This is a genomic window from Bacillota bacterium (assembly GCA_040755295.1).
GTDB lineage: Bacteria > Bacillota > Desulfotomaculia > Desulfotomaculales > Ammonificaceae > SURF-55.
Genome location: JBFMBK010000010.1, coordinates 1 through 26,766, shown reverse-complemented (window position 1 = coordinate 26,766; position 26,766 = coordinate 1). Strand labels below are relative to the sequence as shown.

Genomic DNA, 26,766 nt, shown 5'->3' with positions numbered 1-26,766 from the left:
CGTAACCTTTGGCTCGACCGGGCGAAAATGTCTGATTCCGATGAGTTTCAGTAATGAGTATGAATGAACTAAAACGGGGGGAAAATTTGTGGCCGCGTCCAAAAGGGTTGTTTTAGCGGTTCTGGTTGTGATGATTGCCAGTCTGGCCGCAGTAACCTTCTATTATTGGTATAATAATTCCCGTTATATCAAAACCGAAGACGCTTATATCGACGGGATCATTTATAAAGCCGGACCCCAACTGGGGGGAAGGCTTCTGGAGGTGCGCACCTCCGAGGGGTGTACGGTGGAAGCCGGAGAGGTTCTGGCACGGGTTGATGACGCCTCCCTGCCCCCCGGTGGTAATGTTGATCTTACCCTGGTAAAAGCGCCGGTGACGGGGGTGGTGCTGAAGGTCCTGAACCGCCCGGGCGAGGTTATAGCACCCAGTCAACCGGTTATAATGCTGGCGGATATGCGGAACGTCTTCCTCACAGTGAATGTGGAGGAAGGGAAAATTAACCGTGTCAGACTCGGCGAGAAGGTAACCTTTACGGTCGACGGCATTCCCTCACGGGTATTTAACGGGCGTGTTTCTGAAATCCAGGAAGCGATGGCTTCTACTTATTCGCTTTTACCGACGCGAAGCACCAGCGGAAGTTTTGTAAAGGTAATCCAGCGGGTGCCCGTGAAGGTGCTCATCGAAGACCCGGGGGACGTTCCGCTGAGGCTTAATCAGAGTGCCGCAGTACGCATCCATCTCCGGGGTTAGCGGGAATGAGACATCACGAAGACGATCACATCCCTTGGCTGTCTTTAAGCGTTCTGGTTTTCGGGGGTTTTATGGTCATTCTCCAGGCCAGCGCGGTAAACGTAGCCATTCCACGGTTGATGGCGGTCTTTAACACCTCCGCCGTGTTTACCCCGACGATACAAATTTACTCCCCTATGCAGACGGGACTGATATTGCTGCCGGTTGCTTTGGTACCGGCCTTCCTAATGGCTGCTGTTCTTGCGGCGGTCACCGCGGCACGAGGAGGAGAAATGGCGCAAGCGCCGGGAAAGATTAGGGATGGCGGGGAGGTCCGGCGCCGCAATGGGGTAGAAAACGATCTTGGGTTGCGTTAATTAAGAGAAATAAAAGTAATTTCATGTAAATCATCAGTCGGAAGTTGCGCGTCGGGAAAAAGGAAATTAACGCAGCGGCTTATGCGGCAATCCGGACTGACGGCCGACTACCGACGACTGTTGTGTTGGGGGTAGGGTAATTAATGCCGCGCCAGCCTGGAACAGAATCAGCTCATTCGGCGCATTTGCCTTGGGGCGCTCTCTTTGTCCTTATTCTGAGCACCTTTATGGCGGTGCTGGACGGGAGCATTGTAAACGTCGCCCTGCCGCGGATGATGGCGATTTTCAACGCTTCCACCGACCAAATTCAGTGGGTCTTAACAGTTTATCTCCTCGTGGGCGGAATGGTAATACCCGCTACTGGGTACCTGGGAGACAGGTTCGGATATAAAACGATTTTCCTCGGCAGTATCGCATTTTTTACAGTAACATCCATGCTTTGCGGGTTTTCCTGGAACACGTCCTCCATCGTCACCGCCCGGGCGCTTCAGGCCGTCGGCGGCGGCATGATGCAGCCGCTGAGCATGGCTATGTTATACCGTATATGGCCTAAAGATAAGATCGGCATGGCTATGGGAGTATGGGGGTTGACAATGACCCTGGCGCCTGCTATCGGTCCGACCCTCGGCGGGTATCTTGTAGATACCTTCTCGTGGCGGCTGATTTTCTATATCAACCTTCCGGTGGGGGTATTCACCGTTCTTTTGGGCTTGCTGTTCTTAGAGGAAACACCGCGTCTTTCAAGGCTGAAGTTGGATTTCGTAGGACTAGGGCTAATAAGCGGTTCCTGCTTTGCACTTCTTCTCGCCTTGAGTAAAGGACAAGAGTGGGGTTGGACGGCCCAAAGTACGGTTACGCTCCTGGTTTTCTCTTTGTTTGGGTTGTTGCTTTTTTTCTTTTGGGAGTTACAAACGCCGCAGCCGGTCTTGGACGTTAGACTTTTGAAGAACAAAACCTACGTCCTGGCCTCAATCGGATCGAGTCTGGTGTTTATCGCTTTGTTTACCGGGGTTTTTGTGATTCCCATTTTCACGCAAAATGTTCAGGGGTATTCGCCGATGCAGACCGGGCTCATCCTTATGCCTGCTGCGCTGATTACAGGTGTATTCATGCCGGTGGCGGGAAAACTCTTCGACAAGATGGGAGCTGCGTTTCCAAGTGTGTTGGGATTGGTGATAATAGGCTTAGTCACTTACCATTTAAGACATATAACCGCCGATATGCCGGTACACCACCTTCAGCTTCTTCTCTGCATAAGGAGTGCCGGTTTAGGACTTGCGATGATGCCGCTGATGACCGCCGGGATGAACACCATTCCGCGGCCCAAAACGGGGCAGGCTTCGGCAATGATGAGCGTAATCCGGCAGGTGTCAGCCTCTTTCGGCGTCTCGCTGGTGACTTACGTTTTAGTCAACCGTATGGCTTTCCATGCGGAACGTCTTACGGAAAACGTGAGTGTATTGACGCCGCTTGGGTATTTTAACTACAGCGAGATAGAGTCCAAAGTGGCCGCACTTGTAGGATCGGCTGCTGCTAAATCGGCGACTCCCGGACTGCTGAACGGAGTGGTAATGAAACAGGCCCAGGTTTTGGCGGTAGGAGATATTTTTTTGGTGGCCACCGTGCTTATACTAATAGCGTTGCCGCTCGCGTCGTGGTTGACTAAAAAAAGGGTTGAGGCCGAGCATCGCAGGCAGGAGGAAATCTTCAAGGCCTCGCGGGGGATGAAAGCCCCGGGAGCGTTGCAAAACGAACTTAATCGGTAGAAAAATAACCTAACGTCTTTCGGCAGTCAAACTTAGTAAAGGTCCCAGGGACCACGAAATGAGAGGTGGGATGCGAGATGTTGGTTGTAAGACATGGAATTCGCGAAGCGAATTCTTCAAGTTCTCTCACCTCTAACTTCCTACCTCGCACTTCCCAATTGCTAGGCGCAGTTTTGCAGCAGTCTCACCGGGGATTGTGTTGAGATACAAGACATTTTACGTTTATAATCGCCGAAGGTGCTTCGGTAGAGACGGGAGGAATATGCGTTAAACCTTAGAACCCGAGGTCTGCCAAGCGGTTGCGGAGGAGTCGGACGGTTTTTTCTAAGCTGAGCGGCGATCCTGATAAAAGAACTTGGGCCGGCGGAGAAAGGAAAGCCGGTTTTTTTGTCAAAATAGAAAATGATGAAGCGGATAAACTTGTTAGGAGTAGAAATCGATGCGGTAACAATAGAAGGCGCGGCAGCGCGGGCAGCGGAACTTATAGCCCGTGGCGGACCGCACCAGATTGTTACCCTGAACCCCGAGTATCTTTTCCGCGCCCGGAAGGAAAAAGACCTTTTGGAAATAGTCCGGAACGCGGCGCTGGTTACCGCCGACGGGGTCGGTATCGTCTGGGCCGCGCGGGTGCACGGGTTCAGTCTCCCGGAACGGGTAACCGGTATCGATTTAATGTTGGAAATCTGCCGTAAGGCGGCCAAGGCCGGATGGCGGGTTTTTCTTCTCGGCGGGAAGCCGGGCGTGGCCGAGGAGGCGGCTGCGCGTCTCAACAAGGAAATAAAAGGGCTTCAGGTTGCCGGCGCCTATCATGGGTACTTTAGCGCGGCGGATGAACATGAGCCGCTCCAAAGAATTAAGGCGGCCCACCCGGAGATCCTTTTTGTGGGGACGGGCGCGCCGAAACAGGAACGGTGGATTCATACAAACCTCCAGGCGCTGGACGTTCCGCTGGCCATGGGTGTGGGAGGCAGTTTTGACGTGTTAAGCGGCCGGGCGCGGAGGGCGCCTGTCTGGATGCGGCGTCTGGGGCTGGAATGGCTGGGAAGGCTGGTCCGGGAACCGCGTCGCTGGCGACGGATGCTGGTCCTTCCCCGTTTTGCGCTGCTGGTACTGCGCACCAGGCCAGGCATGGCCGGAAACGAGGGCTTCGAGAAGCGTGACGGAACGCAATAAAGAGGTAACTATTCAGCCGTCACCTATAACACTTATCCAGCACTCAACCAAGAGATTAAGCTACAGTCTGAATAGATAGAAAAATGGAGTGCTTATAAAGAAGTGTTAACAATGGGGTTGAGTGCGGGACGGCGAGAAGCAAGTAGAACGAGGAAGGCGCAGCCAATTGGGAAGTTAGACGTGGGAAATGGGAAGTCAGATTCAGGAATTCGCTCATAGGCGAATTCCCACAAGCATCGCACCTCCAGCCTTCCACATCCCACCTCTAAAGTGCCGGCGAGCCTGACGAAGTTATGCGCCGCTTATTGCCGCGCCCCTCGGGAGCACCTGAATAGTTACATAAGGAGTAGAGCGTTGGCCAAAGTGGTCATTTCGGGGTACTACGGCTTTGGTAATTGCGGGGATGAGGCGATGCTTTTCGCCATTATTACCCTGCTTAGGAGGCGGATACCGGACCTGAGGGTGGCGGTGCTGTCCCAACGGCCGCGGGACACTGCCAGGGAATTTGGGGTGCAGGCGGTGCCGCGCCGGGATGTTCGTCTTATCATCCGTGAGATGAAAGACGCCGACCTGCTTTTAAGCGGCGGCGGCAACCTTTTCCAGGACGTGACCAGTGTCAGGAGCGTCTTTTATTACGCCGCCATAGTGTTGCTTGCCAGGATGCTCGGAATAAAGATTTGTGTATACGGCCAGGGGATAGGCCCCCTTAACCACCGGGCCAGCCGCTGCCTGGTCGGGTGGGTGTTAAGGCTGGCGAACGTCATCACCTTGCGTGACGAACGTTCACTCAAGGAGCTTGCGGCGCTGGGGGTCTCCAGGCCGGCCCACGTTATGGCGGATCCGGTATTCGGCCTGGGGACGGAACTCGGGGATTCGGAACGAGGCCGGGCACTCCTTGATGCCGCCGGGGTGTACGGCGTGAACGAGGGCGCGCCACCCGATCAGAGAGAGCCGGAAGGCGTGGTAGGGCAGAGGCCTCCTGTAATCGGGATTTCCCTCCGCCGGTGGCCGGACCTGGGAGAGTCCTTGGAAAGCGCGGCACATCTGGCGGACAGTCTTGCCGCCGAAGGGTGGAAGGTGGTATTCGTTCCTCTTCAGCCAAGCGACGTTTCCGTTCTCAACACGGCGAGGGAAAAGATGCGGCACCCTGCCATAATCATGGACAATATTAAAGGCTTCCGGGACTTGATGGCGGTTATGACCCATCTGGACTTTTGCGTGGGAATGCGTCTGCACTTTCTGATCTTTGCGGCGCTGTTCGGCGTTCCTTCGGTCGGTTTGAGTTATGACCCGAAGGTGACGCGCTTTATGGAACAGGTCGGGATGCCGGCGGTCGCGGTGGGTGAAGTTACAGCGGAGGCCTTGATGCGTGTTGCCGGCGGGCTGCTGTTAAACAAGGAGCCGGCAAGAAAAATGCTTAATGAACGGATGATGAAACTGAAGGCGCGAGCCGAGGAAAACGCCGATCTGGTTGCAGCCCTCCTTCCAAATTTAAGATAGGAATTCGCAACAGCGAATTCCTTTAAGGACTCTGACTTCCGACATCCTGCATTCGACTTCTTAAACAGACAGGCGCCGTTTCGCAGCGGGCATTCTAGGGGGCTACTCGGGCGGGGGACCGGCTTCGATCCGCGGGAGACACAACAGAAGGCCAATGAATAACCAGAAGAGAGTGCTCATGAGCGGGGTTTCAAAAATATTCTCCACGAGGTTATGCATCAATACGGCGGAGAGACCGCTCAAGAGCGCAGCCGCAAGGGTTTTCTCAACGGGGCGTGACAGCGCGGAAAACGCCCGGTAACCGGCGCGCCAGACGGAAACGACGATGAAAGCAAGCGTTGCCAGGCCGATAAGCCCGCTTTCGGCAGCCGTTTTAAGATAGAAGTTGTCCACGTAAAAATTGCCGGGAATGGCGCGGGTGGCTACGGCGCCGCCGAAGCGCCCGAACCCTTCGCCGACAAAGGGATGCTGGTGTACTTTTTCAAAGGCCGCCTGCCAACGGGAAATCCTACCGTCGCGTTGGCTGGACGCTGCATAACCAGAGGAAAAAAGGTAGAGGATCCGGCCGGCGACGCCCGGCGAAACGATCGGCGCGCCGATGCTTATGACGGCCACAGCCAGAAGCAGGCGGGGACTGCGCATAAGGCTGAAGATGATTAGTCCGACAAAGGCGGCAAACCAGGCGCCGCGGGAAAACGTTAGAAACAGACAAATCGCCATTAGTACCGTGGCAAGGGCGTAGGCGGCACGCGGACGAATAGCGGCCGCGGAAAAACACCCCGCGATGCCCACGGGGATTGCCAACGCCATCAAGCTGCCCAAGACGTTCGGACTTCCGACGACGGAGAAGGCGCGGCAGCGAACCCCCGCTTCCGCCTGATCCACCCAGCTTGCGGGGACCGGAACACCGGCGATGTACTGGCCGATTCCGTGGACGGCCGCAACCGTGCAAAAGAAGATAAAAAAGGCCATTAACGTTTTGACCTGTCGTGGGTTGTCCGGAAGGTTGAGACCCACGAAGAACCAAAGGGCATATTCCAGGTAGACCCGCAAACCTTCAATACCGACGGAGGTTTCCGGCGAGCGCACCAAAAGCAAAAAAAGGAAGACCCCGAAATAGACTAAAAGCGGCAGATGAAGGTCAGTCTTCCGGTAGGCATCCAGTCCGCGGTAAGCGATGCGGGCGGCGACCAGGACAAGACCGCCGAGAAGGAGCAAATCGTCCCAGGTGCCTGCAAGGCCCCCGGGGGTTTTCCCCAGGCGAAGGACGTAATCTATCAGGGGATAAGCGCTGAGCGGCAGCAAAAGCAGCCAGGCGCCGCCGGTCAAGGTGCGAAGCAAATGACTTGAGCCGAAGGGGTCAATACGGAGTTCATTTCGCAGTGGTTTCGGTGTCGGGAACACCCCCGTAACCTTTTGAACTAGGGCGGAGCGGTCTTTCAGCCAGAAAGGTTTTCTACAGAGCCAATTGCAGAGAGCGCAGTAAATCCAGGCACGCCGGATTAAGTGGATAAATTTGTTTAAAAGGCTGCCTGCACTTAGTTCAGTCAGCCGGGGAAAAAAGCGGCGCGTAAATACCCGGTAGACGGCTGTAAGCGAACGGCCGAAACAACTTGTACTGCTTGTTTCTGTCAGTCCTGGCAGAAATAAAACCTCCAGCTTTAATTTGTTCAGTGATATTATAAGGTTTGTGAAGGTTTAAAGCTATAGGGTTATTGATGCCAGAAGGGTATTGAAAAGGACGGACCTCATTAAATTAAAAGTTAGAAAAGAGCCCGGAGGCCATTGAGAAGTGAGAAAGTCAGGGTAGTTTGCCATTGCTGATTCCATGAAAATGTTTCACTTCTTTTGGATGAGGCGCGGTTTTACATGGTCTCCCAGGAGGCGGGAAGTATTGCGGCGCATAAAGGTGCTCCATGTTATCGGGGGCGGTGAATTCGGCGGTGCGGAACGTCACATTCTGACCCTTTTCCGCTCAATGAACCCAGGGAATGCGGTTTTGGAAGCGGCTGCTCTTTTTAAGGCCCCGTTTGCCCCTCTTGCCGAGGAGGCGGGGATGCGGGTGGCGGTCTTACCGATGGGTAACAAGCTTAACCTCGGGGTTATTTTCCGTTTGCGGCACCTTTTGAGGATAAACAACTACGATCTTGTGCATACACACGGCGTACGGGCCAACCTATTGGGGCGTTTGGCGGCGCTGGGAACCGGCCTGCCGGTAGTTACCACCGTTCACAGCTTAATGCTTAAGGACTACCCGCATCCCCTGAGCCGGGTGCTCAATATATTGTGCGAACGTCTGACCAAGGGGCTAACCACACACTTTATTGCGGTTTCAAATTATCTGGCAACCGCATTGGTTGAAGAAGGTGTGGCCCGTAGAAAGATTTCGGTGGTTCATAACGGGATGGACCGGGAGGTTTCGGGACGGGCGGCGGCGGCGTTGTATGAACGTTTGGGCTTGACTGAGGACACTCCGCTGGTGGCAACCGTTGGGAGGCTCCACCGGGTAAAGGGACACCAGTATTTTATTGAGGCGGCCGCCCTTGTCCTTGAGCGGCACCCGGAAGCGCGTTTTCTGATAATAGGCTCCGGGCCGGAAAGGGCGTACCTGGAAGGTCTTGTCGCACGACAGGGACTTGGGGGAAGGGTCTTGTTTACAGGATTTATAAAAGAAGTTGAACAATACTACCATCTGTTCAAGGTGCTGGTTCTATCCTCTCTTTCGGAAGGACTTCCACTTACGGTTCTTGAAGCGCTGGCGTGCGGGACTGCGGTTGTCGCCACCAGGGTGGGGGGGCTGCCGGAAGTGGTGCAGGATGGAAGAACCGGACTCCTGGTCCCCCCGGCGGACGCCGCCGCCCTGGCGGATGCGGTCATCCGGGTGCTGGAGAAACCGGAGGAAGCCTCAGAGATGGCGGCGTTGGGCAGAGATTTTGTAGCGCATAATTTTTCCGCCGGCCGTATGACGACTGGGACACTGGAGGTTTACCGGAAGGTTCTTGGCATGGTATAGAAGTCCGCCATACGGGCCAGTTCTACGCAAAATGGCAAGAAAAAATAACCACAGAGGCACAGAGCACACGAAGGGGAGAACACGAAAATAGGTATTCTTTTTTTAAAGTCTTCATAATTTCTCTATCTCTGTGAACTCTGTGACTCTGTAGTGAAATATTTTGGTCCCGGCTTGGCCGGGTTAGGACTAGGAGAAATTAATGTCTGAGTTAAGGAACCAGGATATCATCTGTATCTCCTCAATCGACTGGGAACCGATCTGGACACGAAAACAGCAGGTGTTGTCCAGGCTCCACTCCTCCAACCGAATACTATACGTTGAACCGCCTGCGACGCTTCTCTCCCCTTTAAAGGATCCTTCGTTCTGGCGCAAGTGGCGCCCGTGGGGACGGTGGATAAGCCGGCCTCAGACTAACGTTTATGTATTCCAGCCGCCGTTCGTGATTCCGTTCGGCAACCTCCGCCCGATTATCGGAAGGTTGAACCAGTACTGGCTGGCCCTCTGGGTGCGCTGGGCGCTTAAAAAGCTTGGGATGAAACATCCTATCCTCTGGACCTACCTTCCGGCGACGGCGGTTATTGCCCGGCTTATAGGACACCAGCTTTTGGTCTATGATTGTGTGGATGAGCACGGCGCTTACAAAGGATTGGTAAGCCATAAGGCCGTATGGGAAATGGAGCGGGAACTGCTGGCGCGGACCGATATCACCTTTGTCACCGCACCGGGGCTGTACAAACGCCGCAAGGAGCACGCCCGGCGGATATTTCTTCTTCCAAACGCCGCGGACGTGGCGCATTTCGGCAAGGCTTGCGACCCGTTGACGGAGGTCCCGGAAGAGATGGGCCGGCTTTCCCGCCCCCGTCTCTGTTTCGTCGGCGTGATCCAGGAGTGGGTGGACACGGAGCTTCTCGCCTACCTTGCGCGCAGTCGACCCGAGTGGTCGATTGTGCTTATAGGGCCGGTGGCGCCGGGCGTTGATCTCAACGGCCTCGAAGGCATGCCGAATGTATTTTTTTTGGGTAGAAAGCCCAAGGAGGTACTGCCCGATTACCTCAAAGGGTGTGACGTTTGCCTGAACACGTTTCGTGCCAGTGCTTTGACGGAGGATGTCAGCCCCCTGAAGTTTTACGAATACCTTGCTTCCGGACGGCCGGTGGTAAGTACGGACATGCCGGCCGTACGTGAATTCTCGGATGTGGTTGAAGTTGCCCGGGACCAGGCGGGTTTTATTGGGGCGGTGGAACGGGCGCTTGCCGGGGAGAATCCCGCGCGGCAGGAGAAGAGGCTTGCCAGGGCCAGGGAGCATTCATGGGAAGCGCGCGTGGGCTTCATTGAAGAAAAAATCGCATTTGCGTTGCAGGAAAAGGAGTAGATTTGTAGTGGCGGAGCGTTATTATAACGAGGTGGCGGTTTTCGGCCTGGGATTCGTGGGGCTGCCTCTGTCCCTGTGTTTCACACTTGCCAACTGCAAGGTGATCGGGGTCGATGCAAACGCCGGGCTGGTAGAAGAAATCAACAGCGGTGTGACCTACCACCAGGAACAGTACCGCGGTTTTCCCATACAGGATATTCTGCGGCAGGAACTGGACCGGGGTTCTTTCAAAGCGACCACCGATCCACGGGAGGCATTAAGCCGGTCACAGGACATTATTGTAACCGTTGGGCTGCCGGTGGCAGAGGGGATGCCCGATCCCGGGCCGTTGACCGGGTGCCTGAAAAGCATCGCCGACGGTCTCAAGCCCGGAGACCTGGTACTTATACGAAGCACACTGGTGCCGGGAATGATGCGCCGTCTGGTTAAACCGCTGCTGGAGGAAAGCGGTCTCAAAGCCGGGGAGGACTTTTACCTCGGGTATGCCCCTGAGCGGATCGCCGAAGGGCGGGCTTTCGAGGAGTTTGTAACGATGCCTGTAGTGGTAAGCGGTATCGACGAGGCGAGCCGGGAGGAAGCGGCTGAACTCCTTCGGGTGGTTACGCGGGCGGAGGTGATCCCCGCATCCTTCTTCGAGGCGGCGGAGATCGAAAAGCTCGTGGAAAACATCTCCCGCGACGTGAACATCGCGCTGGTAAACGAGTTGAGTAATGTTACCCGCGCTCTCGGGGTTAATACCTTCGAGGTGGTACGGCTGGCAAACACGCATAAGCGAGTAAAGCTGCTTCAACCCGGTGCCGGGGTCGGAGGTTACTGCCTGCCTAACGCGTTCCATTACCTGGCGCCGTTGGCGCGGGAGGCCGGGATTGATCTGCGGTTGATGCCGGCAGCCCGGCAGGTTAACGACGAAATGCCGCGAACGGTGGCAGATATGGTGCTGCGGCTTTTGCCTGTACCGCCCCGCGAGGCGAAGGTGGCCGTCTTGGGTCTGGCGATGAAGGATTATTCCAGCGACAGCCGCCAGAGCCCGGCGGTCAGGGTGGTAGGGCACCTCCAAGAAGCCGGTCTGACGGTGAGGGCTTTCGACCCGGTGATACCGCGTACGTATCCGTTTCAGGTTGAAACACTGGAAAAAGCGCTGGACGGCGCGCATGGAGCAGTCATTCTGGTAAAACAAAAGGGATTAGATTTCCAAACCCCTGAGCCTTTTGTGCGGTTCCTTGACCCGTCTGCTCCCTTTATTGTTGATATAAAAAACGTGTGCAGCGATTTCGAGATGAAATACCCCGCGCTGCACATTACTTCATTGTAGTAAGTTGTAATATTGCCCCAAACGGTATACCGACAAGAAGTTCCTGAAACCGGGGAAAACGTAAAAATTTTACCGAGCAGGCTTGTCCAGGGAAGGATTTAGTGTTACCTTATTGATAATACCTTTGAATTCGTAGGTCAATGATTTAACAAAATATTCACGCCCGGTGCGAACCTCCTGTGTGCTGATTTTAACCTGCGCGGTCGGGATTGCGACCTTACCCTCAAGGGTAACGATAACGTCTTTAAAATACGGGTCGCGCGCCAGTACTTTGTGTCCGGCGGCGTCGGTTTCGGTGGTAAGCGCTGGTTCAATAGATACGTTTTTCACGGTTATAGGGACATAACTTGCTCCGGCTACCATCCGGTCGCCGACCTTAATCTCCTGAGCAGATTCAGGCGGCACGGCAGGTATGCGAACGGTAAACACGACCGTTGTGGGCGGTGTAACAGCCGCCGGGCGGAGAAACTTATAGGACGCACCGGCAATAAGGAGTAACACCACTGCTATAATCACGAAATCGATGAGATTGATTAAACCTAGGATTCTACCTTTTTCATCAAGTAATCGCATAAATTAGCCTCCTCTTACGACCGTTTGTCCTTTATAATTTAAAGCAAAGAAAGGCAGCCGTCAATGACGCTACGGGGGGATAAAACAATGGCTGAGGATGAGCGGCGTCCCAAGAAACGGCTTAAAGCCCGGTCGATTGTGATAATTTGTATTTTAATCTGCCTTGTAGGAGGAATTGGCTACGGGACGGTACAGAATTTTTACTTTAAACAGTCTGTTTTTCCGGGTAGGCCGGGTGGTGAACCGACAGCTCAGGCAGCGGAGGACAAGAAGATCAATTTCCTGATCCTCGGCTCGGACGCCCGCTATGGTGAAGAATGGTCCCGTAGCGATTCCATGATGTTTGTCAGCGCGGACACGCATAATAAACGGATGGTCTTCCTGTCCATACCGCGGGATACCCTGGTTAGTATCCCCGGCCACGGCAGGGAACGGATCAACGCGGCGATGGCGTACGGCGGGCCTGAACTGGCCGTGGATGTGGTTTCCGAGCTTATCGACCAGCAGATTGATTATTACGTGGTTACCAATTACGAGGGGTTTATTAAGTTGGTCGACGCCCTCGGCGGAATAACGCTTTATGTGGATAAGAATATGCGTCATTACGACCCGGAAAGAGGAGGCCGCTTCAGCATTAATCTGACAAAGGGACTGCAGGAGCTCGATGGGGAAAAAGCGCTGATGTACGTCCGCTTCCGAGGCGATCCATTGGGGGATATCAACAGGGTTGACCGGCAGCAAAAGTTCCTGCGCGCGGTGGCCGAAGAAATGCTCAAACCCGCGAATATAATTAAAATCCCGGTGCTCCTTCCAAAGATAAAGAAATGCATATACACTAATCTTCCTTTTGCGGACATGATGGATCTGGCTAAGCTGGCTAAATCCATGCAGGATGTTGAAATGGTAAGCGGGACTCTTCCCGGTTATTTAGGCAGCGACCCTTACTGGCACGTAGACCCGGATGAGGCAAGACGGGCTGTGGCCCAACTCTTGAGCGGGGAGTCGATACAACAGGTGGTAAAGGACACACCGGCGGGCGTTATCGTTATGCAGATTGACCAGCCCGAAGAGCCGAGTGTTTCAGAAAGCGGTTACGATACAGTTGCCGGCGAAGGGTACGGGAGTGAAACCCCCTCGGGGATGGACGTGGAGATTATCCCGGGAGACGTCTGGCCGGGAGGAGACACCATCCAGGAACCGCCGGACGCGGCGGACCAGGGAAATGATCAGGGTGAATTGCCTCCGATTATATCGCCCGGAGGACAGCTGCCGGAAACAACGCCTCCGCCTTCAGGGACTGCGGATGATGTTTATAGCGATATTTAAAAGGAGTGACCCATGCCGCGTTGCGGCACAACTACGAATGAAAATGGAGCGACCCGTAAGCCGGTTACTTAGATGCGAAAGAGTAACATAAACGGAACGCAGCGAGGAGCGAGCAGTATAAAGAAGGCGCAGCCCAGCATGCAGACTGGTATCGAAGACGTAGTTACGCAAAGCGTTTAGATTGCGGTTTAAGCGGAGTGACATCTCTTGAAGGTGCAACTGAGTGCTGGGTGAGCCTGACGCAGTAATACGAAGCTCATCGCCGCGCCCGACGGAAGAAAAACGCATTTTCGGAGGAGGAGCAGAAGGATAGTTGTTAGGTCAAAAAGAAATTAAAAGTATTATTCCCCACCGATACCCGTTCCTGCTGGTCGACCGGGTTCTTGAGTTGGAGCCCGGGCGGCGCGCCGTAGGGATTAAAAATGTCACCGCCAATGAGTTTTTCTTTCCTGGGCACTACCCGGACAATCCTGTGATGCCGGGGGTTTTGATCATTGAGGCATTGGCCCAGGTGGCTGCCATAGCGGTACTGAGCCTGGAAACTTACCGGGGGAAGGTGCCGCTTTTTGCCGGTATAAACGAGGCGCGTTTCCGGCGGCAGGTAATCCCGGGGGATGTTTTGCGGCTTGAGGTTGAGATTCTGAAGTTTAAGATGTCGGTCGGCAAAGCGCGGTGCATGGCCTTGGTCGGTGAAGAAACGGCTGCCGAAGCGGAACTGGTCTTTGCCGCGGGGGAGAAGTCAACCTGAACGATAAGGGGTCAGGTTCTTGGATCCCGAGAAACCAAGATCTTTAGGATTAACAGGTAGAGTCCGAACAAATATCAACTAACCAAGCGAAGCCTTGGGGAATGCCCCATACCGCGTTGCGGCACAACGAAGAAGAACGCATTCTTAGGGGGGGAAAAGATGACCTCCACAACAATTGCCCCTATAGTAGCCGGACTGGTCACCTTTACCACGGCGCCTTTGGCAATGCGGCTGGCCAGCCGGATCGGTGCGATGGATGAGCCTGACGCCCGTAAGGTTCATAACCGGCCTATGCCCAGGCTCGGGGGGATGTCGGTATATTTAGGTTTGTTATGCGGTTTTCTAGTGGCGGCATTGTTGGACGGTTTGCCGCGGGGATACCTTGGCCTTCTGGCCGGGGGGACCTTCATCTTCGGCGTGGGGATGCTCGACGACATAATGGGGTTGAGCCCGCGCATGAAACTATTGGGGCAGATCGTGGCGGCCCTGATCATTATTTCTTTCGGGGTCAATATTAGTTTTGTTACGCATCCTTTCAAGGAGGGTCTCCTTTTACACCTAGGATTCTGGGGTATTCCCGTCACCGTTTTATGGATAGTAGCGGTTACCAACGCCGTCAACCTTATCGACGGACTTGACGGCCTTGCCGCAGGGGTAAGCTGTATCGGGGCTGTCACCCTGGGGACGGTGGCGGTCCTCGCCGGTGACCCGCTCGGCGTTCTGCCGGCAATGGTTCTGGCCGCAACCCTTTTTGCTTTTCTTCCATACAACTTTCATCCGGCCCGGATTTTTCTCGGAGACTGCGGGGCGATGCTTATCGGTTTTACCCTGGCGTGCGGCGCCGTGGTCGGAGTCGCAAAAACCGCCACGGCCGTCACCCTCGTGACGCCGGCGATTATTCTCGGGATTCCACTCTTCGATACCCTATTTGCCATCCTCAGGCGTTATAAGAACGGACGCCGGATCTTCCGCGCCGACCGCGGACACCTTCACCACCGCTTGTTGGCCATCGGCCTCAGCCACCGGGGGGCGGTGCTGGTGGTTTACGGAATCAGCGCTGTTTTAGGGGTCAGTGCCGTTTTTCTTACCCGCCTTACAACCGCCCAGGCGGTTTTACTCCTTTTCTGTGTGGCTTCATGCCTGCTGATTCTCGCTAATAAATTCGGGGTGATAGGATTCCGCTGGCGTCAGCGGTTGCCCGTGGTAGAGGATAAGGCCAAGAGTCAGGGCGCCAGTCTTTAGTGCCAGGCCGAAGTAGTCATTACCTTAACCGATATTAATTTTAGAAAGAACAATAGTGGGGGTTGACAGGGGAGGGATTCCGTGAAGGTAACTAAAGCCGTTATTCCCGCCGCAGGGCTCGGCACCCGTTTTCTTCCTGCCACAAAGGCGCAGCCAAAGGAAATGCTGCCGCTGATAGACCGTCCTATCATCCAATACATCGTAGAAGAGGTGGTAAACTCAGGAATAGAAGACATTCTGATAATTACCGGACGGGGAAAGCGGGCGATCGAGGACCACTTCGACCGGTGTCTTGAACTTGAATACTACCTGCGGGATAAAGAGAAAGAAGAGTGGCTTGCAGAAATATGGCGGATTGCCACCATGGCCAATATCCACTACGTGAGACAGCGCGAGCCCCGAGGGCTGGGACATGCCGTGATGTGCGCCCGCAGTTTTATCGGTAATGAACCTTTTGCAGTGCTTCTGGGCGACGACATCGTAACCGGTGAGAAACTTTGTCTGGCGCAGATGCTGGAAGTGTTCGCCGAGGTTCAATCCACTGTGGTTGCTGTCCAAAAGGTTCCCTTAACGGAGGTATCGAAGTACGGGATCATCAGCGGGGAAGAGATAAGACCCAGGGTTTTTGCGGTAAGGGACCTGGTTGAAAAACCGAAGCCCGAGGAAGCTCCATCGCGGTGGGGTGTGACGGGGAGGTACATCATTACACCCCGCGTTTTCAGCATTCTTGAAAATACGACGCCGGGAACCGGCGGTGAGATACAGCTTACCGATGCGTTAAAGGTGCTGGCGAGGGAGGAGAAGGTTTTCGGCTACGCCTTCCAGGGAAAACGTTACGATGCGGGAGATAAGCTGGGTTACCTTAGAGCGACGGTCGAACTTGCCCTTGAGCGGGACGACCTTGGACCGCCTTTTCTTGAATATCTGCAGACTTTACTTTCCGAACGGAAATAAAAGCGTACCGTTCCGAAGAAGGTTTCAACCCGTAAACATACATCGTGATGCGCCGGTAACCACCGGCGCATCGTGTTGTCGTGGGTACGACAATCTCAGCCCCGCGCCTTCACCAGCGTCTTTCCCCTGACCACCCTGAATCGCTTTTGCGGTTTAGTTTTTTTCCCCTTGAGCATCCCCAGGTATTGCCGGAGCATGTGTTCTTCCACTTGAAGCCTTTTTTTTAACCGCATCTCTTTCCCGCGCATCGTATACCTCCAAAGCATTTAACAAATTATTCCCAAATGGGGTGCCGGGTTATTCATTCGTTTTAGACTGCCTGCAAACGCATAAGCGTGTATGTATGCGTAAATCTTATTGATATTGACCATCTTGAAACCGGGAGGGTAAATATGAACCCGTTATTGGAGATTTTTATCCGGGCGGTAGCTGCGTTTGCCGGAGTAATTTTTATCACGCGGCTCATTGGAAAATCGCAGGTGGGGCAGCTTACGGTTTCGGACTACGTTAACGGGATCGTTATCGGCTCCATCGCAGCGGGGTTGGCCACGGACGTCAAGGAGAGTCCCTGGTACTACGTTTTAGGGCTGATTGTCTTTGCCGGTCTTACAATCCTGGTGCAGTATGCCGGCCTGAAATACCGGCCCGCCAGAAAAATATTCGGCGACGAACCCACGGTGGTGGTTCACAACGGCATGATCCTGGAAAAAATCATGGCGCGGATGCGTTACAATGTGGATGATTTAACGATGCAGTTAAGGGAAAAAGGGTACTTCAACGTTGCGGACGTGGAGTTCGCCGTCGCCGAACCCAACGGGGAACTCAGCGTGCTGCCTAAAACCCAGAAACGCCCGTTGACCCCACAGGATCTGAGCGTTCCGACGAAGTACGAAGGAGTACCCTCGGAGTTAATCGTGGACGGGGTTGTAATCTTGCAAAACCTTGTTCAGAATCACCTTACCGAGGAATGGCTGCTGAAAGAACTCGAGAAACAGGGAGTTTTTTCGATTAAAGACGTGGTTTACGCCAGTCTGGATACCGAAGGAAAACTTTATGTGGACAAGAAGCTTGATACCTCGGACCATATCACCGATATTACGGATAAGCTTTCAGGCAAAATGGGCCAGTAAAAACGCTTGTTCCGAAACAGACCGGGGTCGTAGGGACAGATATACTGTTGCACCAGAAAAGCCTGCGTGAAAAGCGAGCCCGCTGTTTTTGGCGGCGCACGTGGAGGATTTTGGACCATGGTGTGGAAGATGGAAAACGTTACTTGTCAAAAACCTTTTCCATGAGGGTGAGTTTCCGTGCTTGCTTCTGACCGCGCTCCTTTGAAACACCTGCGTTATTTACTTGAATACTTACGTCGAATGCTGTTAGTCAGCGATTGGAGGGAGTTGTTTGCAGGAGATTAAATTCGGCACAGACGGGTGGCGGGGAATCATCGCCCGGGAGTTCACGTTCGCGAACGTGGAACTGGTTGCTGCCGCCGTGGCCGCTTATCTTAAGGATGAAGGACTGGATGACCGGGGCGTTGTAATCGCTTACGACAACCGTTTCCTGGCCGACCGATTTGCGGCGGCGGTGGCGGAGGTGCTGCGGGGCTGGGGGGTCACGGCTTATTTTCCGAAACGGCCCGTCCCTACCCCGGTGGCGGCCTTTGCCATACGTAACCTGTCCACGGGCGGCGCCATAGTGTTGACCGCCAGCCACAACCCTCCCGAGTACTGCGGGATTAAGTTTATTCCGGAGTATGCCGGTCCCGCCTTGCCTGACGTAACCGGTAAGATCGAGTCGTTGATAGCTGAACCGCGCAAAGCGCCCGGAGGGGCGGCCGCGCCTTTGCGGGAGCTTGATCCCGAAGAGGAGTACTTCCGGCATGTTTCAACGCTGGTTGACGGGGAAGCAATCCGCAAGGCCGGGCTGAAAATCGTCGTGGATCCCATGCATGGCGCGGGCATCGGTTACCTGGACACCCTCTTAAAACGGTTGGGGGTAGAGGTGTTCACCATCCACAACACCCGCGATCCGCTTTTCGGCGGCGGGCTGCCGGATCCCTCGGAAGCACGGGTCGGTGATCTGCGGGACTCCGTTTTGTCTACCGGTTCGCATCTCGGACTCGCTCTTGACGGTGATGCCGATCGTCTGGGAATTATCGATGCGAGCGGCGCCTATATATCGCCAAACCAGCTGCTTTCCCTCGCCTACCACCATTTGCTTGACAAGCGCGGCCTGCGTGGCGACGTGGCGCGAACGGTGGCCACCACGCATCTGGTGGACCGCATCGCGGCCGGTTACGGCGCAGGGGTTTGTGAAACGCCGGTGGGCTTTAAATACATCGGGCGCTGCCTCCGGGAATCCGGGTGCATATGCGGCGGCGAGGAAAGCGGCGGCCTTTCGATCAGCGGTCATGTTCCTGAAAAGGACGGGATTCTTGCCGGGCTTCTAGCAAGCGAGGTGGCGGCCGTAAACGGGAAGTCACTGGCCGCGGTTCTCGACGGGATCTTAGACCGTTTCGGCCGTGTGGAAAGCGTGCGGGTTGATCTGAGGACCACACCGGCCGATAAAAAACACATAATAGAAAACTTGGAAAGCTTCCGGCCGTCAAATATCGCCGGTGAAGAGGTAAAACGCTGTACCACCGTAGACGGATTAAAAATTGAGCTTTCAAGCGGGGCGTGGGTGCTGGTGCGGGCGTCGGGCACCGAACCCGTCTTTCGCGTCTACACAGAGGCTTCGGCGCGTGACCGGGCGGTCGCCATTCAGGAAGCGGTCTGCCGGGAGGTAGGATTTTCTTAAGGTAGTATCCCAAGAGGTTTATTTAAGGGTAGGGCGTGACGGTTTTGACACCGACTGCATACGATAGCGGGGAAGGCAGGGGGTGGTGGATTGTTTAAGGTTTCGGAGTTGACAAGGCTGGATTTTATTAACGTGGTTGACGGCCGGCGTTTGGGGCCGGTAAAGGACATGCATCTTGACGAGAGCGGCGTGGTTACCGCGCTGGTGATTCAAAACGGAAAGAAGCACCTGGGACTTTTCCGGCTGGGCGGTGACCTTATCATACCCTGGACCCGGATTAAGAAGATAGGCGTGCATGCCGTGCTGGTCGAGGTCGGAGAAGACATCGGTTGAGGGAGTTGCCGTTAAACATATTCAAGAAGTGAAGGCTCAGAAAGGGCTTCATTTTAACATTATTTAATCCGAGTACCTTTGTTGACAGTCCTGGCCGCCCTTGCTAAAATTAGACGTATATTTCTTAGGAATAGTAAGGTTTTTATATTCAAGAATTGCGATAATTGACGATTAAGGAATTAAATATACCATCGGGAGAGAACAGTATGCCAAAACGCCTTTTCACTTCTGAATCTGTAACAGAGGGGCACCCGGACAAGATGGCGGACCAGATATCGGACGCGATCCTGGACGCCATGCTGGCCCAGGACCCCCAGGCAAGGGTTGCCTGTGAAACACTGGTCACCACCGGGCTAGCGTTTGTCGCAGGGGAGATTACGACCCGCTGTTATGTGGACATCCCTACGGTGGTACGAGAGACGATCGGCGAAATCGGGTACACCCGGGCGAAGTTCGGCTTCGATTTCGAGACTTGCGCCGTTATTACGAGCATACAGGAACAATCGTCGGATATAGCGGTCGGAGTCGGCGAAGCGCTCGAAGCCAGAACCGGCGAGGAGCGTGATCCATACAGCCTGGTCGGGGCCGGCGATCAGGGTCTCATGTTCGGGTACGCAACCGATGAAACGCCGGAGCTTATGCCGCTTCCCATCGTGCTGGCTCATAAGCTGGCCCGGCGCCTGGCGGCCGTACGGAGAAACGGGGATATACCTTATCTCCGTCCCGACGGTAAAACTCAGGTAACGATTGAATACGAAGGCGACCAGCCTTTGCGGGTGCACACGGTGCTTATTTCTGCCCAGCATCACCCGGATGTCGAAATCCCTACGATCCGTGAGGACATCCTGACCAAGGTGGTTCGTCCTGTTATACCGTCTAATTTTTTAGACGGGGGAACTCGTTTTTTGGTGAATCCCACCGGGCGTTTTGTGATCGGCGGGCCGCAGGGAGATACGGGGCTTACGGGACGCAAAATTATAGTTGATACATACGGCGGTATGGCCCGCCACGGCGGCGGGTGCTTCTCGGGTAAAGACCCGACCAAGGTTGACCGCTCCGCCAGCTACGCGGCCCGTTACGTTGCCAAGAACATGGTTGCGGCAGGCTTGGCCAAGCGGTGCGAGGTTCAGGTCTCATACGCCATCGGGGTAGCGCGGCCCCTTTCCATAAGCGTGGAAACCTTCGGCACAGGGAAGCTCCCCGAAGAAAAATTGATACAGTTAATCACGAGACACTTTGACCTGCGTCCGGCGGCGATAATAGCGAACTTCGATCTCCGGCGCCCGATTTACAAACAAACTGCGGTGTACGGGCATTTCGGGCGGACGGATATCGATCTTCCGTGGGAAAGGAGCGATAAGGTCGACGCCCTGCGGGCGGACACGTAGAGTTCTCAGGTCAGGCATGTGAACCGCAGTGGCAGGTGATTTGTCCTTCTGACATCTGACTTCTTTATTCCGACCTCTACAAAAGCCGGCATCAACCGGCTTTTTTGGTTTCCCGGCAGGGACAGTGAGATAGTTGTCGAATATTACCGTGGAGGGACTAAAGGTGCGGCCAAGGGGCATTATTTACATCCTTTTCACCTGGATGGTAATTGTCGCCGGAACCCTGATTCTGGTGGCTACCGCCGGTGAAATCAACCTTGACGTCAGCTGGGAGATGCTGGTGATGGCCGCTCTTTGGCTGGCGGCAGACGGGCTGAGCGTTTCCTTACCCCAGGGCCAGTTGTCAGCAGGGTGGGCGGTAGCGCTCACGCTTTTTTTTACCCATGGCTTCCCGGCGCTTGTTTGGACCGGTGGGGTTGTTACATTGCTCGGCCAGCGGCTTTTTGGCCGCGGAGACCCGTGGCGGACAACCCTTTTTAATGCCGGGCAGTGCATACTAGCTTTTTGGCTGGCAAATTACCTGTACCTTCGATCCGGGGGCCTCGTCGTTGGGAAAGAGACGCTTCATAATACGCTGTCGGTCCTCGTTTTTACGGCGACTTATGTCGTGGCAAATCACACGCTGGTTTATTTATACCTCCTGCCGCGGCGGCGGTATCATCCTCTTGTTCTTTGGCGTGAAGCTCTCAAATGGGATACGGTGACCTATCTTTTCGGTCTCCCGCTGGGCTATGTGATGCTGTTTCTTTGGAAGGAGACGGCCTTCTGGGCTGCCGTTCTTATTTTTGTTCCGGTGCTGATCCTTCAGTTTGTGCTGCGGCTGTATGTGGTGCTGACCCTGACCAACCGGGAATTGAACGCCCTCTACCACGTTGCGCGCCGGCTTGGTGAAAGCGTTTCTTTGGATAAAACACTTGATTTTATTCTTACAACAGTGAAACGCGTCGTTTCTTACCGCACAGGGGTCATCTTCATCTGGTCGGATACGCGTCGGGCTTTTGTTCCGGGAGCGGTCAGCGGGCCCTACGCAAAAAGCATTAAAGACAGCGTGGTGGGGGCGGGAGAAGGGTTTATCGGATGGGTCGCTGAGACCCGCGAGCCCGAAATTATACACGACACCAGACAGGAGCCCCGGTTTACCAACGAGGCGGGTTTCATAACCGCCGAACGCTCCTTGGTCGCGATTCCGCTGGTGGCTGAAGACGAGGTGCTCGGGGTTTTCATCCTTGGCGAGCGCCGGCCTTACGCCTTCGACGAACGTTGCCTTTCCATCCTGACCATTATCGGTGGGCAGGCTGCAGTAGCCATTAGAAATACACGTCTTTTTTCACGGATAGAAGAGTTGGCGCGAGCCGACCCGATTACGGGCGTGCTTAACCGCCGCTATTTTCTACTGCGCTTTCAGGCCGAATGCGAGCGGGCGTTAAACCGCGACGAGCCGCTTGCGGTGATAATCGCAGACATCGACGATTTCAGCAAGTTCAACGACACTTACGGGCCGCTGGTGGGCGATGCTGCGTTGCGAGAGGTGGCCAGGGTGATCCGCAACGTTTTAAGGGGCAACGACCTTCTGGCCCGTTTCGGCGGCGACGAGTATATCATGCTTCTTCCGGGGGCTGCGGAAACCGTTGCCCAGGAAACGGCGGAGCGGCTCAGAGGAGCGCTTGATCGTCATATTTTCGGGGTCGAGGGTGTTGTTGGGCCGCTGAATGTGAAAATCAGTCTCGGGGTGGCCGTTTTCCCCTCCGATGCCGCCACCCCGGCCGGCATTGTGCAGAAGGTCGGGCGTGCGCTAAAATTGGCGCGCATTCAAGGAGGGAATACCGTCGCCACCGCGGCGGGGGTAAGGGACGTGGAATATTTCCATTGAAAGGCGATGGATGTGGTGCTTTTCCCGACGAGGATACCTTAGGGGAACGCTCTTATAACTTCGCCCGGCTGTTTCAGAAGTCAGATGCAGGATGTCAGAAATCAGAAAATCCAAGAGAAATTAGCGTAGCGAGTTCTTACAGAAATTCTTGCCTCTGACATCTTGCATCCGATATCCGTTTCCGGCCTCCGGGGCCTTTTTAAAATACCGCCGAAAGCAGTCGTATCGTCCACCGGTTAAGGTATTATGCGGCACAAAGGTATATTACTAAATGAAGCGCCTTTACAAGAGCCTTCTGGAACTCCTTTTCCCGCAGCGCGGCTGCCCGCTTTGCGGTGCCAAAGGACCGGTAGGTCCGTGTCAGCGGTGCGGTCTTTTCATTTACCGTTCTTCCGCGGAGCCTTTCTGCCGAATTTGCGGCCGATTCTTCAGTGAACCCGCAGCCGGATTATGCCTGGAGTGTTCTTCCCGGGAATGGCCTTTTGTCTTTTCCCGCGCAGCACTTCCGTACGAGGGATCTCTCCGGTCGGCGGTTCACCGCCTGAAGTTCGGCAAGAGACAGGCCGCGGTTGACTTCTTGGGGGGGTTGATGGCAGATGTCTTTAACCGGGAATCTGCGTACCGGAAGGCGGGGATGGTTGTGCCGGTTCCCCTGAGTCCGGCCCGTCTTGAGGAGCGCGGCTTTAACCAGGCCGAACTGCTGGCCGGGGTGGTGGCTGAGAACTGCGGCGTCGAACTGGTAACGGCACTCCAAAAAAAAGCCGATACGCCGGCGCAGGCCCAACTTGACCGGGATGCGAGACGGCGGAACATAAAGAAGTCATTCCGATTGATAGATAACCCTGTGGTACGGGGCAAAACCGTCGTTGTGGTCGATGATGTTTTCACTACCGGATCCACCCTATCATCGGCGGCGGAAACGCTTCTGGAAGGCGGTGTTAAACAGGTTTTCGGGTTGGTTCTCGGATCAGGGAGGACGTTCCCTAAGTAATAAGCCGTTATACGGTTCGCCCGGACCGCTCCAAGAAACCTCTTTACCCGTTAGAAACGGCCTTTCTTGTATAAAGGTTATCGCACTCACAGCGGGAATCCTTTGCTTTGCAAGGCGACTTTTTTTGTATCCGGGGAAGACTACCTAAGAGGCCAATGCAAAAAACTGCGCCTGGCTATCTTAGATGTTAGACGCCGGAAGTCGGAAGTTCGAAAATTTAAAGCAAATTCGCGCAGCGAATTTTTACAAGGTTTAGAACTCTGACATCTGCATCCTACATCCGTTTCCGGCCGCCGGGGCCTTTTCTAGGATTGAGTTCCGAAAACCTTTGGGTTGTCTTTCTACTGGTCAATTTGTTTTGCAACACTTTCCTTAAAAGGTGGTTGTATGATCGAAGAATCAGCCGGACCGGTTATTTTCCTCGGAGCGTCAGCGATAATGATTTTGAATGTTCCCCCGGAACGGATTAAGGTGTTCTTCCCGGTGGGGGTTGCAGGCGGGTTGGGCGTTGCATTGGCGCTTGTTTTTCTGATGCAGAATGCCTTGGGTTATTGGGTCTTCCACCGTGTCGACATCCTTTCAGTCGCGGGGATACCGCTCTTTCTATCGGCGGCATGGTTGCCCATCGTGATAATATTCTGTCATATAAACCTCCATCTCGCACCGCCAGTGCGGGCGACACAAATAGTAATGAAAACGGGATGCGCACTCACCTTGGATTGCAGTACAATCGGTCTGAGGAGAAGACACACTACAAAGCACGATGAGGTGAGTAGTAGACTGCTCTTCTTAAACTTAAAACAGTATATAAACCAGTGTAAGGACTGCCCTTCAAGCACAAATAAGTGGTTCCCCGAGACCGTACGCTAATCATTGTTTTAGCTCTTCGTTGAATGTGTGGCGGTTCAGTCACTGTCTTCTCCTCATCATTTTCTTGCGAGGAGGCAGTAGCTTGAAAGTCGTTTATCCCATTTGCTGCGGCGTTGATGTCCATAAGAAATTTCTCGTCGCCACAATTATTACTTCTGAGGGAATTACGCCCCGCTACCAGAAGAAGCGGTTTTCCACCTTCAACAATTCCATCCTGCAATTTAAGCAATGGCTGCTTGACAACAATTGCCTTGATGTCTGCATGGAGTCTACCGGGAAATATTGGGTACCATTATTCAATTTGCTTGAGGATTCCATCAACGTCACCATTGCCAATCCCAAGTGGGTTAAGGCAGTAAAAGGCAACAAGGATGATACGAAAGATTCCAAATGGATCGGCGACCTGTTTCGCCTCGGTCTTGTTCCCGGCAGTTTTATCCCCAGCAAACCGATCCGAATCCTACGGGAGTATACCCGTTATCGTTTTAAGCTTGTTTCCTGCAAATCCAGCGAGAAGAATCGATTCCAAAATGTTTTTACCGTCTGCAATGTAGCCCTTGATGCTGTCGTTTCCGACATGTTTGGCAAATCCGCCGCTTCCATCACGGACTACCTTGTAAGATCCGATTCCTTTGACCCCAAGCATTGTATCAGCCTGCTCAGAGGTTCTATCAAAAAGAAGGCTGATGCCGTAATCCAGTCTATCAAGGGATACCAAATGGCCCCCGAGCAAAAATACCGTGCCGCTATGATCCGCAACCATTTGGAGTTTGTTGAAAACTCTATCAAGGAACTGGACGAAATGCTGAATGTGCTTGCCGCTCCTTATGAGAGCGCCATTCTGCTTCTTTGTACCATTCCGGGAGTTGACCGCACTTCCGCCATCACGATCATCTCTGAGATTGGTACCGATATGTCTCATTTCTCATCTTCAAAGCGACTCTGCTGCTGGGGAGGACTAACGCCCGGCAGCAATGAATCTGCAGGCAAGAAAAAGTCTGTTCGCATCACAAGAGCCGGTGTTTACCTCAAACCTGCTCTTGTGCAGATCGCTCATGCTGCCGTCAAATCGAAAGATAATCCTTACTACAGAATCAAGTTTGAGCGTATCGCCAAAAGAAGAGGAAAGAAACGAGCCATTATCGCTATCGCAAGGATGATTCTTACCGCCATTTACCACATGCTTTCTACCGGCGAGATTTTCAATCCATGTGACCTTTATCAAATCGATATGCCGCAGGAACTCCGCGACAAGCAGAAGGAGAAGGCTTTAAAACGGGCTGCTAAACTGTTGATCGCACAGGGCATTATTCAAGCCTCAGACATTTCAGCAATATCATTACAACCTGCCTAAAAGCTTCATTTTCCGCCAAGGGATAAGTGCGCCCTTTTTTAGGCTTGCTCCTTCAGCCGGGCAATCGAAATGTTTTCACGCTATAACCTCGGTAGAGCGCGTACTGACTGCGGGAGTCGTAGGGCTTGCTTTTCCGCTTGGGTCGACCCTGACCCATTTCTTGATGCTTAAGAATAACATGCTGGGTTACCATCACTGGACCTTGCCGGCGACTTTCCTTGTTTCTCTGGGTGTGCATTCGGGAATAGCGGTATATCTATATTTGACTGGCCGTCTGGATAATTTGCGGGAACCGTTGAGCAACAAATGACAGACTTGCGGGTGTCCAGGCGCGCAGGTTCAGGCCGAGGAACGCTGTAAGAGTTATGATGATGCCGCTGTGGCGAGGTTTCAGCACGAGTCGCTTCGGACCGATTCTTTATAACCGTCGGAACCTCTTGTCTCAAGCGTGCCGGTCAACATTGTCGCCCAAATGGGGAACGCCCGACGCGGCAGGCAGCATCCCTTCTACGAGCTTTTCTGCGGCCTGTTTTTCATGGCTCAGGATCTTGTCCATTTTGTATCCCCCCATTTTCTTATCGGACTTTTTATGGTGAGCTTTAAGGACGTAATATCGGATGGTGCCTGTAAATCCGGAAGGGGCCGGAGTCATAATAGAAGCTTGGCGAATCATGTCGCTACCGGTCGTGTTCGACAAAAGAAAAGACAATATTTTATCATTTCCACAGGCGAACCCCTTAGAACTCAAGTTATGCACAGATATATCCACATTATCCACAGGTTTTTATTGTAATAATACAGATAGTGGGAAGGCCTTTGGACGTTTAAATCTGATCCGTCGAAAACGATATAATCTGGCCCCCCGGCAGGCGTCGACCTGGCTTTTTAAGGATACGAAAGGCGCTTGACAACGGTTGAAGGCGTATGCTAAGATTAAACTCCGAAGCGGGTCTTTGAAAACTGAACAGTGGTAAGTGAAGGAGCAAGGCTCACGAGATTTCTTAGAGTAAAGCCAGACACACGTATGAAGTAGGAAGGCCCTTTATTGAAGAGAATCGGGTCTTGGGAACGGGAA

Annotated in this window: 24 protein-coding genes; 20 read left to right on the top strand and 4 right to left on the bottom strand. The window is 53.9% G+C overall.

The genetic code is table 11. The annotated features are described in order from the left end of the window. Window positions 1-88 precede the first annotated feature (88 nt). The 5 genes from AB1500_08665 to csaB all read left to right on the top strand — a co-directional run bounded on the left by AB1500_08665 (window position 89) and on the right by csaB (window position 5,546). Window positions 89-751, top strand: a complete 663-nt coding sequence (locus AB1500_08665; GenBank protein MEW6183234.1) for an efflux RND transporter periplasmic adaptor subunit — start codon at window positions 89-91, stop codon at window positions 749-751. Between the two features lie 5 nt (window positions 752-756). Next, entirely contained in the window at window positions 757-1,107 is a 351-nt protein-coding gene (locus AB1500_08660) for a hypothetical protein (protein ID MEW6183233.1), read from the top strand. 143 nt (window positions 1,108-1,250) lie between these two features. Further along, window positions 1,251-2,873, top strand: coding sequence for a DHA2 family efflux MFS transporter permease subunit (locus tag AB1500_08655; GenBank protein MEW6183232.1), 1,623 nt, complete (start codon window positions 1,251-1,253; stop codon window positions 2,871-2,873). 420 nt (window positions 2,874-3,293) lie between these two features. Then, a complete protein-coding gene (locus AB1500_08650; protein ID MEW6183231.1) occupies window positions 3,294-4,046 on the top strand; it encodes a WecB/TagA/CpsF family glycosyltransferase in 753 nt (250 codons plus the stop codon). A 363-nt stretch (window positions 4,047-4,409) separates the two neighbouring features. Next, window positions 4,410-5,546: a polysaccharide pyruvyl transferase CsaB gene (csaB, locus tag AB1500_08645; GenBank protein ID MEW6183230.1), complete on the top strand. Its 1,137-nt coding sequence runs from the start codon at window positions 4,410-4,412 to the stop codon at window positions 5,544-5,546. Window positions 5,547-5,648: 102 nt separating this feature from the next. Here csaB and AB1500_08640 read toward each other — a convergent pair whose 3' ends face one another. Next, window positions 5,649-6,950: an O-antigen ligase family protein gene (locus tag AB1500_08640; GenBank protein ID MEW6183229.1), complete on the bottom strand. Its 1,302-nt coding sequence runs from the start codon at window positions 6,948-6,950 to the stop codon at window positions 5,649-5,651. Window positions 6,951-7,440: 490 nt separating this feature from the next. Between AB1500_08640 and AB1500_08635 the strand changes: the two genes are divergently transcribed. The 3 genes from AB1500_08635 to AB1500_08625 all read left to right on the top strand — a co-directional run bounded on the left by AB1500_08635 (window position 7,441) and on the right by AB1500_08625 (window position 11,243). After that, window positions 7,441-8,559 carry a glycosyltransferase gene (locus AB1500_08635; protein ID MEW6183228.1) on the top strand — a complete coding sequence of 373 codons (1,119 nt, stop codon included), beginning with the start codon at window positions 7,441-7,443 and terminating at the stop codon, window positions 8,557-8,559. Window positions 8,560-8,758: 199 nt separating this feature from the next. Beyond that, complete coding sequence (locus AB1500_08630) at window positions 8,759-9,931, top strand: glycosyltransferase (GenBank protein ID MEW6183227.1); 1,173 nt, start codon at window positions 8,759-8,761, stop codon at window positions 9,929-9,931. A 7-nt stretch (window positions 9,932-9,938) separates the two neighbouring features. Next, the gene (locus AB1500_08625; GenBank protein ID MEW6183226.1) at window positions 9,939-11,243 is read left to right on the top strand and encodes a nucleotide sugar dehydrogenase; all 1,305 of its coding nucleotides are present in this window, start codon (window positions 9,939-9,941) and stop codon (window positions 11,241-11,243) included. 69 nt (window positions 11,244-11,312) lie between these two features. On the opposite strand, the gene AB1500_08620 is transcribed toward AB1500_08625, so the two are convergent. Continuing rightward, window positions 11,313-11,816 carry a DUF4330 domain-containing protein gene (locus tag AB1500_08620; protein ID MEW6183225.1) on the bottom strand — a complete coding sequence of 168 codons (504 nt, stop codon included), beginning with the start codon at window positions 11,814-11,816 and terminating at the stop codon, window positions 11,313-11,315. A gap of 87 nt (window positions 11,817-11,903) precedes the next feature. On the opposite strand from AB1500_08620, the gene AB1500_08615 reads away from it, so the two are divergent. The 4 genes from AB1500_08615 to galU all read left to right on the top strand — a co-directional run bounded on the left by AB1500_08615 (window position 11,904) and on the right by galU (window position 16,086). Then, window positions 11,904-13,142 carry an LCP family protein gene (locus AB1500_08615; GenBank protein MEW6183224.1) on the top strand — a complete coding sequence of 413 codons (1,239 nt, stop codon included), beginning with the start codon at window positions 11,904-11,906 and terminating at the stop codon, window positions 13,140-13,142. Window positions 13,143-13,455: 313 nt separating this feature from the next. Continuing rightward, the gene (gene fabZ / locus AB1500_08610; protein MEW6183223.1) at window positions 13,456-13,890 is read left to right on the top strand and encodes a 3-hydroxyacyl-ACP dehydratase FabZ; all 435 of its coding nucleotides are present in this window, start codon (window positions 13,456-13,458) and stop codon (window positions 13,888-13,890) included. Window positions 13,891-14,049: 159 nt separating this feature from the next. Next, window positions 14,050-15,132, top strand: a complete 1,083-nt coding sequence (locus tag AB1500_08605) for an MraY family glycosyltransferase (protein ID MEW6183222.1) — start codon at window positions 14,050-14,052, stop codon at window positions 15,130-15,132. A gap of 81 nt (window positions 15,133-15,213) precedes the next feature. After that, window positions 15,214-16,086, top strand: a complete 873-nt coding sequence (gene galU, locus AB1500_08600) for a UTP--glucose-1-phosphate uridylyltransferase GalU (GenBank protein MEW6183221.1) — start codon at window positions 15,214-15,216, stop codon at window positions 16,084-16,086. Between the two features lie 95 nt (window positions 16,087-16,181). Here galU and AB1500_08595 read toward each other — a convergent pair whose 3' ends face one another. Next, window positions 16,182-16,334, bottom strand: coding sequence for a hypothetical protein (locus AB1500_08595; protein MEW6183220.1), 153 nt, complete (start codon window positions 16,332-16,334; stop codon window positions 16,182-16,184). 144 nt (window positions 16,335-16,478) lie between these two features. On the opposite strand from AB1500_08595, the gene AB1500_08590 reads away from it, so the two are divergent. The 8 genes from AB1500_08590 to AB1500_08555 all read left to right on the top strand — a co-directional run bounded on the left by AB1500_08590 (window position 16,479) and on the right by AB1500_08555 (window position 25,691). Further along, window positions 16,479-17,216, top strand: coding sequence for a DUF421 domain-containing protein (locus tag AB1500_08590; GenBank protein ID MEW6183219.1), 738 nt, complete (start codon window positions 16,479-16,481; stop codon window positions 17,214-17,216). A gap of 271 nt (window positions 17,217-17,487) precedes the next feature. After that, complete coding sequence (locus AB1500_08585; protein ID MEW6183218.1) at window positions 17,488-18,885, top strand: phosphoglucomutase/phosphomannomutase family protein; 1,398 nt, start codon at window positions 17,488-17,490, stop codon at window positions 18,883-18,885. Window positions 18,886-18,975: 90 nt separating this feature from the next. Next, entirely contained in the window at window positions 18,976-19,218 is a 243-nt protein-coding gene (locus tag AB1500_08580; protein ID MEW6183217.1) for a YlmC/YmxH family sporulation protein, read from the top strand. Between the two features lie 206 nt (window positions 19,219-19,424). Next, complete coding sequence (gene metK / locus AB1500_08575) at window positions 19,425-20,606, top strand: methionine adenosyltransferase (protein ID MEW6183216.1); 1,182 nt, start codon at window positions 19,425-19,427, stop codon at window positions 20,604-20,606. Window positions 20,607-20,769: 163 nt separating this feature from the next. After that, a complete protein-coding gene (locus tag AB1500_08570) occupies window positions 20,770-22,476 on the top strand; it encodes a sensor domain-containing diguanylate cyclase (GenBank protein ID MEW6183215.1) in 1,707 nt (568 codons plus the stop codon). Window positions 22,477-22,747: 271 nt separating this feature from the next. Then, window positions 22,748-23,467: a phosphoribosyltransferase family protein gene (locus tag AB1500_08565; protein ID MEW6183214.1), complete on the top strand. Its 720-nt coding sequence runs from the start codon at window positions 22,748-22,750 to the stop codon at window positions 23,465-23,467. Between the two features lie 387 nt (window positions 23,468-23,854). Then, the gene (locus AB1500_08560; GenBank protein ID MEW6183213.1) at window positions 23,855-24,337 is read left to right on the top strand and encodes a hypothetical protein; all 483 of its coding nucleotides are present in this window, start codon (window positions 23,855-23,857) and stop codon (window positions 24,335-24,337) included. A gap of 82 nt (window positions 24,338-24,419) precedes the next feature. Further along, window positions 24,420-25,691, top strand: a complete 1,272-nt coding sequence (locus AB1500_08555) for an IS110 family transposase (protein MEW6183212.1) — start codon at window positions 24,420-24,422, stop codon at window positions 25,689-25,691. A 442-nt stretch (window positions 25,692-26,133) separates the two neighbouring features. Here the strand turns inward: AB1500_08555 and AB1500_08550 are convergent, their stop codons facing one another. Then, window positions 26,134-26,247: a YjfB family protein gene (locus tag AB1500_08550; GenBank protein ID MEW6183211.1), complete on the bottom strand. Its 114-nt coding sequence runs from the start codon at window positions 26,245-26,247 to the stop codon at window positions 26,134-26,136. Between the last annotated feature and the right edge of the window lie 519 nt (window positions 26,248-26,766).

What these genes read in the sequence shown, in the direction of transcription:
- AB1500_08660 (MEW6183233.1), top strand. Translation starts at nt 757, where the DNA reads ATGAGACATCACGAAGACGATCACATCCCTTGGCTGTCTTTAAGCGTT.
- AB1500_08655 (MEW6183232.1), top strand. Translation starts at nt 1,251, where the DNA reads ATGCCGCGCCAGCCTGGAACAGAATCAGCTCATTCGGCGCATTTGCCT.
- AB1500_08630 (MEW6183227.1), top strand. Translation starts at nt 8,759, where the DNA reads ATGTCTGAGTTAAGGAACCAGGATATCATCTGTATCTCCTCAATCGAC.
- AB1500_08620 (MEW6183225.1), bottom strand. Translation starts at nt 11,816, where the DNA reads ATGCGATTACTTGATGAAAAAGGTAGAATCCTAGGTTTAATCAATCTC.
- AB1500_08615 (MEW6183224.1), top strand. Translation starts at nt 11,904, where the DNA reads ATGGCTGAGGATGAGCGGCGTCCCAAGAAACGGCTTAAAGCCCGGTCG.
- AB1500_08605 (MEW6183222.1), top strand. Translation starts at nt 14,050, where the DNA reads ATGACCTCCACAACAATTGCCCCTATAGTAGCCGGACTGGTCACCTTT.
- AB1500_08595 (MEW6183220.1), bottom strand. Translation starts at nt 16,334, where the DNA reads ATGCGCGGGAAAGAGATGCGGTTAAAAAAAAGGCTTCAAGTGGAAGAA.
- AB1500_08590 (MEW6183219.1), top strand. Translation starts at nt 16,479, where the DNA reads ATGAACCCGTTATTGGAGATTTTTATCCGGGCGGTAGCTGCGTTTGCC.
- metK (MEW6183216.1), top strand. Translation starts at nt 19,425, where the DNA reads ATGCCAAAACGCCTTTTCACTTCTGAATCTGTAACAGAGGGGCACCCG.
- AB1500_08565 (MEW6183214.1), top strand. Translation starts at nt 22,748, where the DNA reads ATGAAGCGCCTTTACAAGAGCCTTCTGGAACTCCTTTTCCCGCAGCGC.
- AB1500_08560 (MEW6183213.1), top strand. Translation starts at nt 23,855, where the DNA reads ATGATCGAAGAATCAGCCGGACCGGTTATTTTCCTCGGAGCGTCAGCG.
- AB1500_08550 (MEW6183211.1), bottom strand. Translation starts at nt 26,247, where the DNA reads ATGGACAAGATCCTGAGCCATGAAAAACAGGCCGCAGAAAAGCTCGTA.